The organism is Paenibacillus sp. 01T443 (assembly GCF_056398325.1).
In genome coordinates this window covers 163,741-179,995 of sequence record NZ_JBFTPE010000002.1, presented here as the reverse complement: position 1 = coordinate 179,995, position 16,255 = coordinate 163,741, and the positions used below count along the sequence as shown (strand labels likewise).

At 49.6% G+C, this 16,255-nt stretch carries 12 protein-coding genes; 8 read left to right on the top strand and 4 right to left on the bottom strand.

Annotated features, from left to right (window positions below):
• Nucleotides 1-8: 8 nt before the first annotated feature.
• On the top strand, nucleotides 9-1,415 hold the full coding sequence (gene uxaC, locus AC1DLI_RS03400) for a glucuronate isomerase (RefSeq protein ID WP_477599669.1): 1,407 nt from the start codon (nucleotides 9-11) through the stop codon (nucleotides 1,413-1,415).
• Nucleotides 1,416-1,440: 25 nt separating this feature from the next.
• Here uxaC and AC1DLI_RS03395 read toward each other — a convergent pair whose 3' ends face one another.
• Nucleotides 1,441-1,683 carry a hypothetical protein gene (locus AC1DLI_RS03395; RefSeq protein ID WP_477599667.1) on the bottom strand — a complete coding sequence of 81 codons (243 nt, stop codon included), beginning with the start codon at nucleotides 1,681-1,683 and terminating at the stop codon, nucleotides 1,441-1,443.
• Nucleotides 1,684-1,798: 115 nt separating this feature from the next.
• Between AC1DLI_RS03395 and AC1DLI_RS03390 the strand changes: the two genes are divergently transcribed.
• Nucleotides 1,799-2,524, top strand: coding sequence for an SDR family oxidoreductase (locus AC1DLI_RS03390; RefSeq protein ID WP_477599665.1), 726 nt, complete (start codon nucleotides 1,799-1,801; stop codon nucleotides 2,522-2,524).
• Between the two features lie 554 nt (nucleotides 2,525-3,078).
• On the top strand, nucleotides 3,079-4,092 hold the full coding sequence (locus AC1DLI_RS03385; RefSeq protein ID WP_477599663.1) for a hypothetical protein: 1,014 nt from the start codon (nucleotides 3,079-3,081) through the stop codon (nucleotides 4,090-4,092).
• Between the two features lie 82 nt (nucleotides 4,093-4,174).
• Here the strand turns inward: AC1DLI_RS03385 and AC1DLI_RS03380 are convergent, their stop codons facing one another.
• On the bottom strand, nucleotides 4,175-5,386 hold the full coding sequence (locus AC1DLI_RS03380) for an aspartate aminotransferase family protein (protein ID WP_477599661.1): 1,212 nt from the start codon (nucleotides 5,384-5,386) through the stop codon (nucleotides 4,175-4,177).
• A 164-nt stretch (nucleotides 5,387-5,550) separates the two neighbouring features.
• Here AC1DLI_RS03380 and AC1DLI_RS03375 point away from each other — a divergent pair, with 164 nt between their 5' ends.
• Both AC1DLI_RS03375 and AC1DLI_RS03370 read left to right on the top strand, forming a co-directional pair.
• Nucleotides 5,551-6,576, top strand: a complete 1,026-nt coding sequence (locus AC1DLI_RS03375) for a dienelactone hydrolase family protein (RefSeq protein ID WP_477599659.1) — start codon at nucleotides 5,551-5,553, stop codon at nucleotides 6,574-6,576.
• Nucleotides 6,577-6,680: 104 nt separating this feature from the next.
• Nucleotides 6,681-8,138 carry an alpha-L-fucosidase gene (locus tag AC1DLI_RS03370; protein ID WP_477599657.1) on the top strand — a complete coding sequence of 486 codons (1,458 nt, stop codon included), beginning with the start codon at nucleotides 6,681-6,683 and terminating at the stop codon, nucleotides 8,136-8,138.
• A 223-nt stretch (nucleotides 8,139-8,361) separates the two neighbouring features.
• On the opposite strand, the gene AC1DLI_RS03365 is transcribed toward AC1DLI_RS03370, so the two are convergent.
• A complete protein-coding gene (locus tag AC1DLI_RS03365; protein WP_477599655.1) occupies nucleotides 8,362-9,261 on the bottom strand; it encodes a helix-turn-helix transcriptional regulator in 900 nt (299 codons plus the stop codon).
• A gap of 161 nt (nucleotides 9,262-9,422) precedes the next feature.
• Here AC1DLI_RS03365 and AC1DLI_RS03360 point away from each other — a divergent pair, with 161 nt between their 5' ends.
• A complete protein-coding gene (locus tag AC1DLI_RS03360; RefSeq protein WP_477599653.1) occupies nucleotides 9,423-11,555 on the top strand; it encodes a glycoside hydrolase family 52 protein in 2,133 nt (710 codons plus the stop codon).
• Nucleotides 11,556-12,221: 666 nt separating this feature from the next.
• Here the strand turns inward: AC1DLI_RS03360 and AC1DLI_RS03355 are convergent.
• Complete coding sequence (locus tag AC1DLI_RS03355) at nucleotides 12,222-13,094, bottom strand: helix-turn-helix domain-containing protein (protein ID WP_477599651.1); 873 nt, start codon at nucleotides 13,092-13,094, stop codon at nucleotides 12,222-12,224.
• 136 nt (nucleotides 13,095-13,230) lie between these two features.
• Here AC1DLI_RS03355 and AC1DLI_RS03350 point away from each other — a divergent pair, with 136 nt between their 5' ends.
• The gene (locus AC1DLI_RS03350; RefSeq protein WP_477599649.1) at nucleotides 13,231-15,204 is read left to right on the top strand and encodes a glycoside hydrolase family 127 protein; all 1,974 of its coding nucleotides are present in this window, start codon (nucleotides 13,231-13,233) and stop codon (nucleotides 15,202-15,204) included.
• Between the two features lie 254 nt (nucleotides 15,205-15,458).
• On the top strand, nucleotides 15,459-16,253 hold the full coding sequence (locus AC1DLI_RS03345) for a Nif3-like dinuclear metal center hexameric protein (RefSeq protein WP_477599647.1): 795 nt from the start codon (nucleotides 15,459-15,461) through the stop codon (nucleotides 16,251-16,253).
• The last annotated feature ends 2 nt before the right edge of the window (nucleotides 16,254-16,255 follow it).

Below are 16,255 nucleotides of genomic sequence, written 5' to 3'. Positions count from 1 at the left end.
AAGCTGAAATGAAGCCATTTATGGACGACAATTTTTTGCTATCGAATGAAACGGCGGTTAGGCTTTATCATGATTTTGCTAAGGACATGCCTATTATTGATTATCACTGCCATCTAAGCCCGCAGCAAATTTTGGAGAATACGAGCTTCGAGAACCTGACGGCGGCTTGGCTCTACGGCGATCACTACAAATGGCGGGCTCTGCGCGCGAATGGCGTGGAGGAGCGTTATGTAACAGGCGGAGAAGGCGTAACCGATTACGATCGTTTCGAAGCCTGGGCCAAAACGGTTCCGCAAACCATCGGAAATCCTTTGTATCAATGGTCGCATTTGGAGCTTCGCCGTTATTTCGGCGTAAACGAGCTTATTAATGAAAAAAATGCGCCGGCGATTTGGGAGCAGGTCAATGCAAAGCTGGCGACGGGCCAGTTCAAGGCACGTGATTTGATCAAAATGTCGAACGTAGAGGTCATTTGTACGACGGATGATCCGGTTGATACGCTAGAGTATCATATTGCAATTAAGGAATTAGAGGATTTTAACGTGCAGGTGCTGCCATCCTTCCGTCCGGACAAGGCGCTTGAAATAAACCGCGCAACGTTCCTGGATTGGGTGGGCAAGCTCGGCGAAGCGGCTTCTGCCAGGATTGACAGCTATGATGCGCTGCTGGACGCGCTTGCTGCACGGGTGAAATTTTTTGACGAGGTCGGCTGCAAGGTTTCTGACCATGCACTGGATTATGTGGCGTATGCGGAGACTACAAAGGCTGACGCTGCCGCTGTTTTTGCCAAAGCCTTGAATGGGGAAACAGTAAGCTTGGAGGAAGAAAAGCAGTATAAAACGTTTACGCTGCTCTACCTTGGCCGCTTATATGCGGAGCGCGGCTGGGCGATGCAGTTCCACATTAACGCAGCAAGAAACAACAGCTCCCGCATGCTCGGCAAGCTTGGACCCGACACCGGCTTCGATTCCATCAATGACAGCGCAGTGGCTTATCCGCTTGCAAAGCTGCTTGATGCGCTGGATACGGACGATGCGCTGCCGAAAACCATCGTTTATTCGCTAAACGCGAAGGATAATGATGTGCTCGGTTCGATTATCGGCAGCTTCCAAGGCGGCGGAGTTCCGGGGAAAATCCAGCTTGGCTCGGCTTGGTGGTTTAACGATACAAAAAATGGCATGCTGGACCAGATGAATGCGCTTGCGAATTTAGGTCTGCTTAGCCGGTTTGTCGGAATGCTGACCGATTCACGCAGCTTCCTATCCTACACAAGGCATGAATATTTTAGACGCATACTTTGTAATTTGCTTGGCGAATGGGTGGAAAACGGCGAGGCTCCGCACGATATGGAGCTGCTCGGGGACATGGTTCAAAACATCTCCTACCGCAATGCGAAAGCATACTTCGGATTTTAAATGAAAGAAACGTTCTGCAATTCCGCTAGCTCGGCGGGGGCTGCGGAACGTTTTTTGTATCGAGCCGGTAAGCGGCCATTAAATATTTGAGCATTTGGGGTCCGGCGATATTGGCGGCCATGCCGAACAGCTCGGAATGGGCCAATTTTCTGCATAGCAAATAAAACGCTGTACCGCCGATGAGCTCGAAGGCCAGAAACTCCTTCCATTTCCAAGCGGGTATGACGTAAATTTTAAATTCATTGTTTTTTACGGCTCGTGTACGCAAAATGGTAGCCCTCCTGCTGATTAGGCGCATTACAACCGTATCTAAGTTATGCGCAAATGCTTATCCATCATGCATAGCGAGCGGCGAATTAATAGTGATCGGAGAAGTGGACGAAATGAAAAAAACAGCTTTTGTAACGGGCGCGGATCGCGGGGTAGGTCTCGCCCTTGTGAAGGGCTTGCTGGGGCAGGGCTATCATGTATTTGCGGGACAATACGCGGATGAAGCGCCGGAGCTTCAAGCACTGAAAGAAGTGCATGCTGATCAGCTTTGTCTGCTGCCTCTAGATATCGCGAGCGATGAGAGCGTGGCAAGGGCATTTGAAGCGGCGTCCGGGAAAACGGATCAGCTTGATTTGTTAATCAATAACGGCGCTATACTCGGCGACATTGGAGCTACCGTTCTGGATCCGCTTAATTATGCGGAGATGATGGACGTCTTCAACGTGAACACGCTGGGCAGCCTTCGGATGAGTCAAACTTTTATGCCATTGCTGCTGAGGGGCGAATCCAAATTTCTTATCAATATTTCTTCGGAGGCAGGCAGTATTGGCGATTGCTATCGCGACAGCTGGTACGCATACTGCATGTCGAAGGCGGCGCTTAATATGCAGTCCAAGCTGATCCATAACGGAATCAAGCAGCAGGGCGGACGCGTATTAGTCGTACATCCGGGCTGGGTGCAAACTTTTATGCAGGGCAAGCTTGATGAAGATGCCGCGTTAACGCCTGAGCAGTCAGCGGGTGCCATCCTGCAGCTAATCGAGGCGCGGCTGCGACTGCCGGCGGTCGGGACTGAGTGCGAGTATGTAGATTACGCAGGCAATGTGATTAATTGGTAGATATTTTAATTTTAAACGATGCTTATATATCACCGTGGAGTGAGCAGTTGCCGCCATAGACAGCGTCAGCCGTTTACGCTTGGCGGCAGCATATGAGTTGTGTTGGAGGTTGGTGCGATGCAACTTTTTATCTTCTGCTACGGGAGGCCTGCGCTGCAGTTCGTACAATAGAATGGCGCAAGAACGGCAGCTTCTTCTCATACACTGCAGTTTGTACAACGGATTTTTTATAAACGACTCCTATTTCGGGAAAATGGGTTCAATTGTTATGTTCTGCTGTATTTTATGCAACGCAGCTTCGATGAGAGGCGAATAACAGGGATTCTGCTGTACTTTCTGCATTGTAGGACTGGAAGCTGAGCAAGCATGATTGTATTGTATTTGCAGAACAGCAGCCGATTAGCGACTTGGTACCGATTTGATTGTTCATCTCATAGGAAAAAGCTCGTATCGATATACTTGACGTAAGCAGCACATCCATATGAGAGGCTGGTTATTCTGGCTATTAAGGTGAAACCATGCAAAAAAACGAGCTTAGGATGGTGGGGGATAGCATGACGGATTTGCGTCCATTTATTACTCGCGTGATGAATACACTGGAGGCTCATCGTTTCCATGAGGAGACCCGAGCCTATGCCAGGCATTTAACGCAGCTTGAGCAGGGAAATACGAATGAGGATGTTTACGGTACGGCAGATGCTGCCATTATTTTATATACGCTGAGCGCACTGCCGCAGCATCCGGCAGAGAAAAAGCTTTGGATTGCTGCCCTGCAGCAGCACCAATCGGAAACTACCGGCGTATTCGCAGGCCAAGGCCATAATGAGATACATAGTACGGCGTTTGCGCTATCGGCATTGGAGCTTTTTGACGGGAAAGCTAGGTTTCCGCTTGTTCAATTCAAAGAACTGATGAACAATGAACAAATTACGCCGTTTCTTGAGAGCCTGGATTGGCGAGACCAACCTTGGGGCGAGTCATTAAAGGGTGCCGGCATTTATGCATGCTTGGTTCTGTCGGAATCCGTTGATGAAGCGTGGGAGCGGGAATACTTCGATTGGCTGCTTCAAAATGCTGATCCGCTGACGGGTTTATGGCGCAAAGGTTGCGTAAAGCAAGCTGACGGAAGTCTTGTGAACGCCCCGTTGTTCCACCATATTGCAGGCAGCTTTCATTATTTGTTCAACCTCGCTCATCGAAAGGAGCAAATCCCCTATCCGGAGCGTGTGATAGACACCTGCATGGAGCTGTATCAAAGCGGTGAGCTGGAGCTGCCCGAAGAGGTATTTTCCTATTTCCATATTGACTGGGCTTATACGATTCTTTGCTGCTTGAAGCAAACGGCTTCTTACCGCGAAGAGGAATGCAAGGCCGCCGTGAAAGGCACTTCGCAGCGCTTTATCGAGAATCTGGCCCAGCTTGGCACCGAATCGGATGAGCCCTTCGACGACCTGCATTTATTATGCGGAGCGGTATGCGGCTTGGCTGCGATTCAGCAGCTGATCCCCGGGCTCATTCAAACCGATGAACCGCTGCAGCTTGTACTGGACCGCAGACCTTTTATTTGAAATTTTATCTTGGTCCGCTGCTTTTTCACCGTGAACGAGCTTTCGCCGCCAAGCGCTGTGTCGGCTGTTTACGCTTGAAGCATCAACATGACTGCAGCTTGCCGAGCGCGTGACGCATAATGCCCAGCATATCATCGATGTTCTGCTGCGTTACGATTAACGGTGGCACGAGACGAATCGTAGATGGACTAGGCGAATTAATGAGCAGACCCTCTCGCAGGCAAGCTGCGGCAAGTTCGGTGGCTGCACACTCGGGCATGTCGAACGCAATCAGCAATCCTTTGCCGCGAATGTTCGAAATAGGGAAGCCGCATGCGAGATCATGCAGTCCATCTACTAAATAATGTCCCTGCTTCTTCGCATTTCCAGCTAAGTTTCGTTCAAGAAGTTCCTTTAGCACGGCATACCCTGCGGCCATCGCGAGCGGAGCGCCCGTATAGGTTCCGCCTTGATCACCAGGCTCGAATAGATCGTATTTGTTCAGTGTGAGCATCGCCGATAACGGAAATCCGCCACCGATCCCTTTGCCGAGCGTCATGATATCAGGCTGAATGCCATAATGCTCATAAGCAAAGAGTGTGCCCGTTCTGCCCATCCCCGTCTGGATTTCATCGAAAATAAGCAGCATGCCATACATGTCACATATTTTGCGTAATCCGTATAAATAAGATTCCGATACCGAATGAACCCCGCCTTCGCCTTGTACAAGCTCGACCATGATCGCGCAGGTTTGATTGGTAACCGCGGCGAAGCAGGCATCGAGGTCGTTGATCGGCACATGCTTGAATCCATCTACTTTGGGAGCAAAAAGTTCCTTCCACTGCTCTTTACCAGTAGCCGACATCGTTGCAAGCGTTCGTCCGTGAAAGCTGTTCGTTAGCGTAATAATCTCATAGGCTCCGTTAAGGTTGACCGCACCATGCTTTCTGGCCAGCTTAATTGCGCTCTCGTTCGCTTCGGCGCCGCTGCTGGCGAAGAAGGCTTTATCCATCCCGCTGACGCTGGTAAGAAGATCGGCGAATTCAATCATCGGCCGATTATAGTAGCCGGGGCTAGCGTGAACTAAAGTGGCTGCTTGGCGCGACAGTGCTTCCTGCAAGGCCGCTGGAGAATGACCAAGGCTCGTGACGGCCCATCCGCCGACAAAATCCAAATAACGTTTTCCATCCGTGTCCCAAAGATGCATCCCTTCGCCGCGCTCCATCACGATCCCGGGACGACGTGCCGTAAATAAAACCGATTTCTCCGCTGTTTCGAGCAATGCTGACGTTAATGATTTTTCCATTTGAATCATGACGAGCCTCCCGGTTATTCATTGTTTTGTATAAATATACAGTATAACGAATAAATATTCAATATGCAGATTTAAATCTTCACAGCGCACATTAACAACGGAAAACGATTGATCCTAAAAGGATTACATGTTGAAAATTTAGAATAAAGGCGGTTGAGCGGACAATGTGGAATGGGGATTCTTTATTAAATAAGCTGTACAACGAAGCGGTCAATCAGCATCAAGCAAAATCTAAGCATGAGCTTCGAAACGAGCGCAGACCCAGGTTAAAGGCGGCGCTGCGTGAAGCGATTGGCCACTTTGAGCCTAATTCGGGCTTTGCTCCACGATTGCTGGAACGCGTTCAATGCGATGGATATGTCCGCGAGCGGGTGGAGCTTTCGGCTACACCGGAGTTAACCTTTGCTGCTTATGTCCTTATTCCTGACAACGTGAAGGAGCCGCTGCCAGCAGTGCTGGCTATTCATGGTCATGGTTATGGCAGCCGCGAGATCGTAGGTTTGCTGAGAGATGGCTCTCCCGATCAGGAAGAGCCAGGCATTCACCAGCATTTTGCTGTGCAGCTCGTGAAGCGGGGAATGGTCGTTATTGCGCCGGACGTAATTGGGTTCGGTGAGCGCAGACTCCTCGCGGATCTTGCGCTTGACCCGAATGTGCCCAGCTCCTGCAACAATCTATCTACGCAGCTGATGATGCTCGGAAAAACGCTTACCGGCTTGCGGGTTACAGAGGCTCTAAAGGCCTTTACTTATTTGGCTTCAAGGCCGGAGGTCGATGCGGATCGCATGGGACTCATGGGCTTCTCCGGCGGAGGGTTAATCGGTTATGCAGCTGCCGTGCTGGAGGCGCGGATCAACGCAACGGTGTTGACCGGCTTTACGAACACGGTTAAAGATAGTATTTTTGCCGTCCGACATTGCATTGATAATTATACGCCGGGCTTGCTTGTACATGCAGAGCTGCCTGAATTAATCGGGCTAATTGCGCCACGCCCGTTATTTCTCGAATCTGGTGAGCATGATCCGATCTTTCCGGTTGCAGGCTTTCGCAAGGCAGCAGCTGTAATTCAGGAGATTTATGAGGCAGAGGGTGCTGGGGATAAGCTCGCGACAGATATTTTTCCGGGCGCGCACGAAATAAGCGGGCGGCTGGCTTACGACTGGCTGAAGCGGACGTTAACCTCTCGATAAAGTTACTTTTGTTCAAGGGATAGATAGTTTTCTGCATGTCTATGAAGTGTCTTCGTCGCTAGAATGAACATAGGCAGTTCATTGTGAGAGAGGATGATAGCTTCATGGGAGCAGATTTATATTTGAAGTCGATTGAAGATACGATTAAAAACGGGAAATTCAAGGATAATTGGGATTCACTCAGCGGATATGAAGTTCCTTATTGGTATGAGAAGGCGAAATTTGGTATTTTCATTCACTGGGGCGTATATTCCGTCCCCGCATTCAATAACGAATGGTACCCGAGGAATATGTATATCCAGGACTCAGAGGAATACAAGCATCATCTCGCTGTCTATGGGGAGCACAAAAACTTTGGCTATAAGGATTTTATTCCGATGTTTAAAGCGGAGAACTTCAATGCTGATGAATGGGCTGAGCTTTTCCGACAAGCAGGCGCCAAGTACATTATGCCGGTCGCAGAGCATCATGACGGGTTTCAAATGTACAAAAGCGGCATCTCTCCCTTCAACGCCTATGAAATGGGGCCAAAGCGAGATTTAATTGGTGAAATGAAAGAGGCTTTTGAGAAGCGGGATATGACGTTTTGTGTTTCTTCCCACCGGGCAGAGCATTGGTTTTTCTTATCGCACGGCAAAGAGTTTGATTCCGATATTAAGGAGCCTCTCGTACGCGGCGACTTCTACTGGCCTTCAATGCCGGAGCCGGACCATCAGGACCTGTACGGTTCCCCTCCGAGCCAAGACTATTTGGAAGATTGGCTGATCCGATGCTGTGAGCTTGTGGACCAATATCAACCGAAGGTATTTTATTTTGACTGGTGGATTCATACGGAAGCGTTTAAGCCTTATCTCAAAAAATTCGCAGCTTATTATTACAACCGTGCGATGGAGTGGGGCGAAGAAGTTGCCATCAACTATAAGCATGATGCGTTTCATTTCGGCACGGCTGTCCCTGATATCGAGAGAGGGCAATTCGCGGAACTCAAGCCGTATTTTTGGCAGACCGATACTGCCGTGGCAAAAAACTCATGGTGCTATACGCCGAACAATGATTATAAATCATCGGTTGAGATTATACGGGATTTAGTTGATATTGTGAGTAAGAACGGCAGCCTGCTGCTGAATGTAGGCCCAAAAGCCGACGGTACGATTCCCGATGAGGATAAGCAGATTCTTCTTGAAATCGGCCAGTGGTTGAAGGTGAACGGAGAGGCCATCTATGATTCGACCTTCTGGCGAATTTTCGGCGAAGGGCCGACGGAGATAGAGGAAGGTCAATTTACGGATGGGAAATCGAAAGTATTTACGAGTGAAGATGTAAGGTTCACCGTGAAGGGCAGCACTCTTTATGCGACCATTCTGGTTTACCCGGAAAGCGGAGTAGTCACAATCAAATCTCTCAAAGAAAAATCAATCCACTTCCACGGCATCATCGAGGAAATTAATGTGCTGGGCTTTGACGAGAAACCGACATGGGAAAGAACGGAAGAAGCTTTGATTATTCAAACACGGCATGTTCAAAGCGCGGCACCGGTCGTATTCGACATCAAAATCAATTAATGGAAATTAAGAATGCCTAAGAGTATGTCAAGGGTAAAGAGAGCACTGAGTAAACAGAGAGTAATAAACGGATCTTTTCGGGCTTCAAAATTAATGGAAACAAGGGACGCAAGCTTCGGCTTGCGTCCCTTGTTTATTTTGTAAGCATTTAAATGTTTAGATTATCTACCGACTGTTTTTGCCGCAGTGGAAGGAATCTGCCTTTACGCCCCGTGAGTCAGGGTTATATCGTCAGCTTACGGAAGGCTGTCGGAGACAGATTCATCCATCGTTTGAATTGCTTGCTGAATTGCGATACATCATGATAACCGAGCTGATAGGCGATATCCTCGACGGTAAGCTCTGAATTGATCAGCAGCAGCTTCGCTTGGCGAATAATCAGTCCCGTTAAATATTGACGAGGGGACATGCCATAGACACGCTGGAATACCCGTTTGCAATAAGCTGGGCTATAGCCCAGGCGTGCGGCCATTTTTTCGATCCCGATTCGTTCCTCAGGCAGGTGCTCGGAAACGGAGGCGCTCCGCAGCTCGCGTTCTATTGTTACGGCGAGTGACACTTCATTCTCGGAAGCTTCTTTCCCTTGCAGCTCGCCTGATCCCTCATCGACCGTCCAATTCGTTAAGGCCGACAGCATGAGGAAGGTATCGCTAAGGAATGCCAGCTTGTCCCTCTGCAGCCCCGTTTGGGCATATTGCAACGATTGTATTAACCGTTCCAGCGTGCTTCTGATGCCGGCGGACGAGGGATTTCCGGTCGGAAGCAGCGTTGTCTGCATGCTCATCAAGCTTCTGCGGAGTGTCAAATCATCGATATCGAAATGAAGACAGAAGTAAGTCATCGCCTCTTTGCCGGCAGAACCTTCACTTCTATGCTTGACGCTGGGCGGAATGAACAAGATATCTCCTGCATGCTGCAAAAAGGATGAGCTCCCCGCAAACATGGTCTGCTCTCCGTCCAAGACCATGTTGAGCTCAAACATGGTGTGGTGATGCTCGGGGTAGCTCCACTGCCCGTTAACGGTACGCTTATGCGCCGCAACAATTTGAAAGGCAAACTGCAAATCGGGCGTCATTAGCTCATGAATGCTGTTTTCCCGGCCGAAGGGAAGATGGTTTCTCATCGTTTATTCCTCGCTTAATAGGATGAGTACAGTATAGCATATCGTAAGCCAACGGCTTGGTGTCGTTTTGTACAAATAAAGGTCTGTTATGACCCTGTTAGCATGGGTGAAACGACCGTAAGATGGTAAGAGATACAACCTATAAAGGAGATGAATCTGCTTTGGCTAGAAATCAATTTTTTAACGCGCATCATTCCCCGATCGGTGCTTTTTCAAGCTTTACGCTAGGATTTCCCGGTGCTTCGGGAGGCTTTGATATCGAACTGGCTAAGCCGCCGAAGGAGAATATATATATTGGTCTGGAACGAATGGACGGAACCGGCTATGACACGCTGCCATTCCATGATATACAGGAAGAGGATGAGAGCAAACGCTACGATATCGAGAATCCCGATCCGAATCCGAACAAGCCGAAGCTGCTTCACCCGCTGCAGCAGCAGGACATTCAGCGTGATTTTCAGTTAACGACGGATACATGGAAGTCTGGCGATTTGTCATTCCGCATTTATTCGCAGGTAAGATCGGTTCCGGACCCGGCAACCGCCTCGGAGGGGGAGCTTAAGGACACGCTCCTGCCTGCCGTATTCGCGGAGCTGACCGTAGATAATTCGCGCTCGGATCGCAAACGCAGGGCGTTCTTCGGTTTTCAAGGAAGTGATCCCTACCAAGCGATGCGGCGTATGGATGATACCTGCGGCCGACCGGGTATTGGGCAGGGACGTCAGCTTGCTATCGTAACGGATGATAAGACGTCTGAATCCGCGCAGCATTTTACATTAGAGGATATTTTGGGCGCGTCGTTAAAAGAAAACTGGACCTTCGGCCTCGGGGCCGTTTGCTCGCTTATCTTGGATACGGAACCTGGTGAGATTAAGACATACCGATTCGCCATTTGTTTCTACAGAGCCGGGTATGTAACGACAGGGATAGACGCTTCCTACTTCTATACCCGTTACTTCCCGAATGTCGAGGCGGTCGCTGATTATGCGTTGACCCATTTTGACAGGTTGACGGAGGAGGCAGCTCAAGCTGGCGCGTTGGCAGAGCAGGACAACCTCTCCGATGACCAAAAGTTTATGCTTATCCACTCCATTCGCAGCTATTACGGATCCACGCAGCTTCTTGATTACGAAGGGAAGCCGTTCTGGATCGTCAATGAGGGCGAATACCGCATGATGAATACGTTCGATTTGACCGTTGACCAGCTGTTCTATGAGCTCAAAATGAATCCATGGACGGTCAAAAACGAGCTGGACATGTTCGTGGATCGGTACAGCTATGAGGATACGATTCGCAAGCCGGGCAGTGATGAGGTATACCCAGGCGGCATCAGCTTTACGCATGACATGGGCGTTGCGAATGCGGTATCCCGTCCGGGTTACTCTTCCTATGAGTTGTACGGCCTTGACGGCTGCTTCTCCCACATGACGCATGAGCAGCTGACGAATTGGGTGCTTTGCGGCGCTGCCTATTACGAGAAAACGGCAGACCGCGAGTGGCTTGACGCGAACCTGGGCATATTCGAGAAATGCTTAAGCAGCATGCTCAATCGGGATGATTCCAACCCGGACAGCCGCAACGGCATCATGGGTCTCGACAGCTCGCGGACGATGGGCGGAGCGGAGATTACAACCTACGATAGCTTGGACGTATCTCTAGGGCAATCACGGAACAACATTTACTTAGCAGGGAAAAACTGGGCGGCCTACGTGGCGATGGAACGTTTATTCCAGGATAACGAACGGGCTTCGCTCGCAGAGACCGCAGGGGAGCAAGCGGACAAATGCGCAGCCACGATTGTCAGCCATGTTACAAGCGAAGGCTATATTCCTGCTGTTATTGGTGAAAATAACGATTCTAAAATCATTCCGGCAATCGAAGGACTTATTTTCCCTTACGTGACGGGGAACCTTGCCGCGCTTGAGCCGGGAGGACGTTTTGGCGCATACTTGGAGGCTTTGAACACGCATTTGCAGTATGTTCTGCGTCCAGGCATTTGCTTGTTTGAGGATGGAGGCTGGAAGCTGTCCTCTACGAGCAATAACAGCTGGCTCAGCAAGATTTACTTGTGCCAATTCGTAGCGCGCGAGCTGCTCGGCATCGCATGGGAGGAGAGCGGACAGCAAGCGGATGAGGCTCATGTAAAATGGCTGACGCATCCCGAGCTGTCGATTTGGAGCTGGAGCGACCAAATTATTTCCGGCCGCATTTCCGGCAGCAAATATTATCCGCGCGGCGTAACCTCGATTTTGTGGCTCGAGGAAGGGGCTAATAAAGCGAAGCTGCATCAATAAACGGCTGTTCCATTCATTTTACAGGGCATCCTCTCGGCTTATTTATTCAGCTGAGGAGATGCCCTGTTTTCATGACGATTGGACCGACAAAGCTGCCGTGGCCTAGGTGATTAATCCTATCGATGCTTTTAAGCAAAGCGATAATCGTGTCAATCAGAATACCCACCATGATCCGCTTGTCGGCAATGTTGTGCAGGTTATTCCGCTATTCCGCAATTCCGCAAATGAATGGCCTTGAAGCGATAATCGTGTACTTTGTGCAGCAGAAAGCTGGGATCGCTCTTTTTTGGCAGGCTGCGCTGTAGAAAATACAGCAGAAACGGCCTCCATCAGGCGAAAAGGGCCGGAAATAAGATAATCTGCTGTAGTAACTGCAATGTAGAGGTGGAGCTGCCGAAAAATGAGTGGTTCAGTTGCAGTAACTACACTGTAGGTAGATTCATGTTATAGATGAGCGAGGGGAGGAAGCAATGGGTTGAAAAGGCAGCATAATTGCCCCGGCTCACCACCGGTAGGCCGATTGCGTCAGCATTCGGTATTAGCTTGCCTCCCGATCGGGCTGGGGTTCCGCAGCTGAGAGGTCCATAACAGCATGCTGCTGGATAATAGACTGCGTCTTCCAAAGGGCCGTTCGTGACGGAACCTTGCACGATCGCCTCGAAAGCATCAAGTCGTATATTGCTTGCGAAACTTAGTCGGCGGCATTCCGATCTGCCGCGTGAAGCAGTTGGAGAAATAAGGGACGTTTTCGAAGCCGACATGCAGGGCGATTTGGGCTACGGGCCATTCGGTCTTAAGCAGAAGCAGCTTCGCTTGCTCAAGACGGTACTTGGATAGATAGTCAATCGGCGTCATGCCGTATACCTGTTTCATGCAGCGGGTGATGTAGTTGTAATGGAAATTAAGCGCGTCTGCCATCGTCTGGCTTGTTATTTCCGTACGGTAATTGTTCTTGATATAGGCCTCCGCTTTTTCGGCCAATGTGACGGAAGGGCTCGTATAGCTGTCATTTTGACGTAAATCCATCATGCGCAGCAGCTCTTCGAAGGTCTGCTGCTGCGTCCAGAAGGCGCTTGATTGACGCTCACCGCCCGCTTTGTTCAGCGTTCGCATGAGCCGGTAAGCCTGCTCGGGGTATGGAAGCGACCAGACTTTTTGAAGATGAAGGGAATAAGGTGACGTTAGAAACCGATTGTAATGCTGATCATGGCTGATGCTGGCATGGTCGAGCTCCGATTGCTGCCATTCGCCTACCGCGAGAAAATGGACCCAATAGAAAATCGTTTTCTCCTCGGAGGGCTTGACGGAATAATGGGGACGGTCAGGCAGCAAAAGCAGAGTTTGACCTGCCGTCAAATCCCATTTTCGCTCTTCCTCTCCAATAAATAGGCAGCCGCTTTCCACGATAATCAGATCGAATACCCCAAGATGCTTGCGGCTTGGGTGCTGGTCTCCGCGTTTATGGACCGTAACGCCGCTTTCGAGATAGTAAGGAAGCGGAGGCGCCGCGAAATAGATATGCTCCGATGCTTCTGTCATCTTGATCCACTCTCCGAGCTTGTGTGATATTTTATAAGAAATAGGTTATTTGTGTTTGTATTTATGTTCTATTTTAACGCATAAAATAGGAATCAGCAGTATGAAATTGAATAAATGCTGGAGAGGTGCGATACGAATGGGACAAGCAGTAAGCAAGGATCATGCGAAGCCGGTATCATTAAAGAAAGTTCATATTACAGATGATTTCTGGAATTATTATATTAATTTGGTGAGGGATGTTGTTGTTCCTTATCAGTGGGATGCGATAAACGACCGGGTTGAAGGTGCGGAGCGAAGCGGCGCGGTAAGCAACTTTAAAATTGCGGCTGGGCTTGAGGAAGGCGAGTTTTACGGCTATGTATTCCAAGATACCGACGTAGCCAAATGGTTGGAGGCAGTAGCTTACCTGCTTGAAACAAAGCCTGACGCTGCTCTCGAACAGGTTGCTGACGAGATGATCGAGATTATCGGCAAGGCGCAGCAGCCAAGCGGATATTTGAACACATTCTTTACGATTAAGGAACCGGATAAAAAGTGGACGAATTTAACGGAATGCCATGAGCTGTATTCGGCGGGACATATGATTGAAGCAGGCGTTGCTTATTATCGTGCGACGGGTAAACGTAATCTTCTTGATATCGTATGCCGGATTGCGGATGATATCGCCGTAGTATTTGGTGACGGTCCGGACCAAATCGCTGGTTATGACGGTCACCAGGAGGTCGAGCTTGCGCTTGTAAAGCTGTACGAAACCACAGGTGAACGCAAATATTTGGAGCTGAGCAGCTACTTTATCGACAAGCGCGGACAGCAGCCTAGCTTTTTTGAGGCAGAAGCTGACCGCAGAGGAAGAACGACGCATTGGAGCAACAATAAGATTCATATTGACCCGGAATATTTTCAAGCGCATGTGCCTGTACGCGAGCAGGAAGCGGCCACCGGCCACGCGGTTCGAGTTGTTTACATGCTTGCCGGCATGGCAGACGTTGCGCGTGAAACAGGCGATCAATCCTTGATGGATGCCTGCCGCAGGCTGTGGGACAACATCGCTTCCAAGCAGATGTACATCACGGGCGGCATCGGCTCGATGGCGCAGGGCGAGGCATTCTCTTTTGATTACGATTTGCCGAATGATACGGTATATTCGGAAACCTGTGCATCAATCGGCCTCATTTTCTTCGCGCACAGAATGCTGCAGCTGGAGCCAAGCGGCAAATATGCCGACGTAATGGAACGCGCTTTGTATAATACGGTGCTTGCGGGGATGTCGCGAGACGGCAGACATTTCTTCTATGTTAATCCGCTGGAAGTATCGCCGGATGTATGCGAAGGGAAAAATAAAAACTACAACCATGTAAAGCCTGTCCGCCAAGAATGGTTCGGCTGCGCTTGCTGCCCGCCGAATATTGCCCGGTTACTGGCATCGCTAGGCGAATACTTATATTCCGTAAAGGAGAACACTGTCTACTCTCATCTTTATATCGGCGGCGAGATGGAGCTCTCATTGGGAGCTGCAAAGGTTAAGCTTAATCAGCAATCGTCGATGCCGTGGGAGGGATCAGCGCGCTTCGAGGTTACTGTGGATCAGCCGACAGCCTTCACGCTGGCGCTTCGCATACCGGATTGGTCCGCGAATGCATCCGTTCTCGTAAACGGAGAGGCCTATGCGATTGCGGATAAAACCGTTGATGGCTATGCGCGTATCGATCGGCAGTGGCTGTCAGGCGATATTGTCGAGCTCACGCTTGAAATGCCTATTTTACGTGTAAGAAGCCATCCTCTCGTTAAGCAAAACGCAGGTAAAGTTGCCTTGCAGCGCGGTCCCCTCGTGTATTGTCTAGAGGAAGCCGACAACGGAGAGCAGCTGCAGCAGCTGCTGCTGCCGCAGGACGCCAAGCTTGAAGCCTCTTACAAAGAGGATTTGCTAGACGGCATCCAGGTGATTAAAGCGGAAGGACTGAAGCTGCAGTACGAGCAATGGGGCACTCAGCTTTACCGCTCGGACGCAGGCGCTGCGCTTGAGCCGGCGAGTCTTACTTTTATTCCGTATTACGCATGGGCGAACCGCGGCAAAGGCGAAATGGCCGTCTGGGTGAAAGAGCGCTTGTAGAATACTTGCACTTCCTTTAGGTTTGAAGCTAAAATAATAAAGCTTATGCGGCGATCGCTTACCGGAATCTTTCCGGAGCGATCGCTTTTTTTGTTCCCAAGACGTCTTACGTCAAAAGGACATGAAAAACACCTTTAGTTTTTTGGGTTGACACTATACTTTTTACATTGTGCGGTTTATTTATTGATCATAATATTTATATATCGAAGCTAAGCTTACTTTCATTTCAAACCTGTAGGAGTGGACAAAAAAAGATGACAAAAATACAGGATATAATAGATAGGTTGACAGCCTCCGTTGAACCGATTCCAAATACTGTGGATACCCTAACGTTTGGAGCACCCGAGACGGAGATTACGGGAATCGCCGTTACGTTCATGGCGACGCAGCAGGTGCTCGAACAGTCCGTCCAATTAGGAGCTAACCTCGTCATCACGCATGAAGGGACATTTTACAGCCACCATGACGGTACAAAAGCCTTTTACGCGGACGATGTTGTATATGAGGCGAAAAAATGGTATATCGAAGGGACGGGTTTGGCCGTTTATCGCTTCCATGATTATTGGCATCGCTTTCAGCCCGATGGCATTATGGAAGGACTTATCCATGCCTTGGGATGGCAGGAGCATATAACGGAAAATTTACCTGCCGCAACGCTCGTAACGATTCCGCCGATGAAGCTTGAACAGATCATTGACGATATCAAAAAAAGATTGGGAATCAGCTTCATGCGAGCGGTTGGCGATAGATCGACGGAATGCACCCGCATTGGCTTGCTTGCAGGCTATAGAGGAGCAGGTCAGAACGCAATTCCTTTGTTCAGCAAATATAATCTGGATTTGATTATTTACGGGGAGGGCCCGGAGTGGGAAACGCCGGAGTATGTGAGGGATGCCATGCACGCAGGAAAAAACAATGCGCTTATTGTTCTTGGCCACTTGGAAAGTGAGCAGCCGGGTATGCAGCTGCTAGCCGACCGGCTAAGGAAATGGTATCCCGGTATTCCCGTTCATTATATGCCTGTAGATCCTGTGTTTCGTATCGTATAACC

What these genes read in the sequence shown, in the direction of transcription:
- AC1DLI_RS03375 (WP_477599659.1), top strand. Translation starts at nt 5,551, where the DNA reads ATGTGGAATGGGGATTCTTTATTAAATAAGCTGTACAACGAAGCGGTC.
- AC1DLI_RS03380 (WP_477599661.1), bottom strand. Translation starts at nt 5,386, where the DNA reads ATGATTCAAATGGAAAAATCATTAACGTCAGCATTGCTCGAAACAGCG.
- AC1DLI_RS03350 (WP_477599649.1), top strand. Translation starts at nt 13,231, where the DNA reads ATGGGACAAGCAGTAAGCAAGGATCATGCGAAGCCGGTATCATTAAAG.
- AC1DLI_RS03385 (WP_477599663.1), top strand. Translation starts at nt 3,079, where the DNA reads ATGACGGATTTGCGTCCATTTATTACTCGCGTGATGAATACACTGGAG.
- AC1DLI_RS03390 (WP_477599665.1), top strand. Translation starts at nt 1,799, where the DNA reads ATGAAAAAAACAGCTTTTGTAACGGGCGCGGATCGCGGGGTAGGTCTC.
- AC1DLI_RS03345 (WP_477599647.1), top strand. Translation starts at nt 15,459, where the DNA reads ATGACAAAAATACAGGATATAATAGATAGGTTGACAGCCTCCGTTGAA.
- AC1DLI_RS03365 (WP_477599655.1), bottom strand. Translation starts at nt 9,261, where the DNA reads ATGAGAAACCATCTTCCCTTCGGCCGGGAAAACAGCATTCATGAGCTA.
- AC1DLI_RS03355 (WP_477599651.1), bottom strand. Translation starts at nt 13,094, where the DNA reads ATGACAGAAGCATCGGAGCATATCTATTTCGCGGCGCCTCCGCTTCCT.
- uxaC (WP_477599669.1), top strand. Translation starts at nt 9, where the DNA reads ATGAAGCCATTTATGGACGACAATTTTTTGCTATCGAATGAAACGGCG.
- AC1DLI_RS03370 (WP_477599657.1), top strand. Translation starts at nt 6,681, where the DNA reads ATGGGAGCAGATTTATATTTGAAGTCGATTGAAGATACGATTAAAAAC.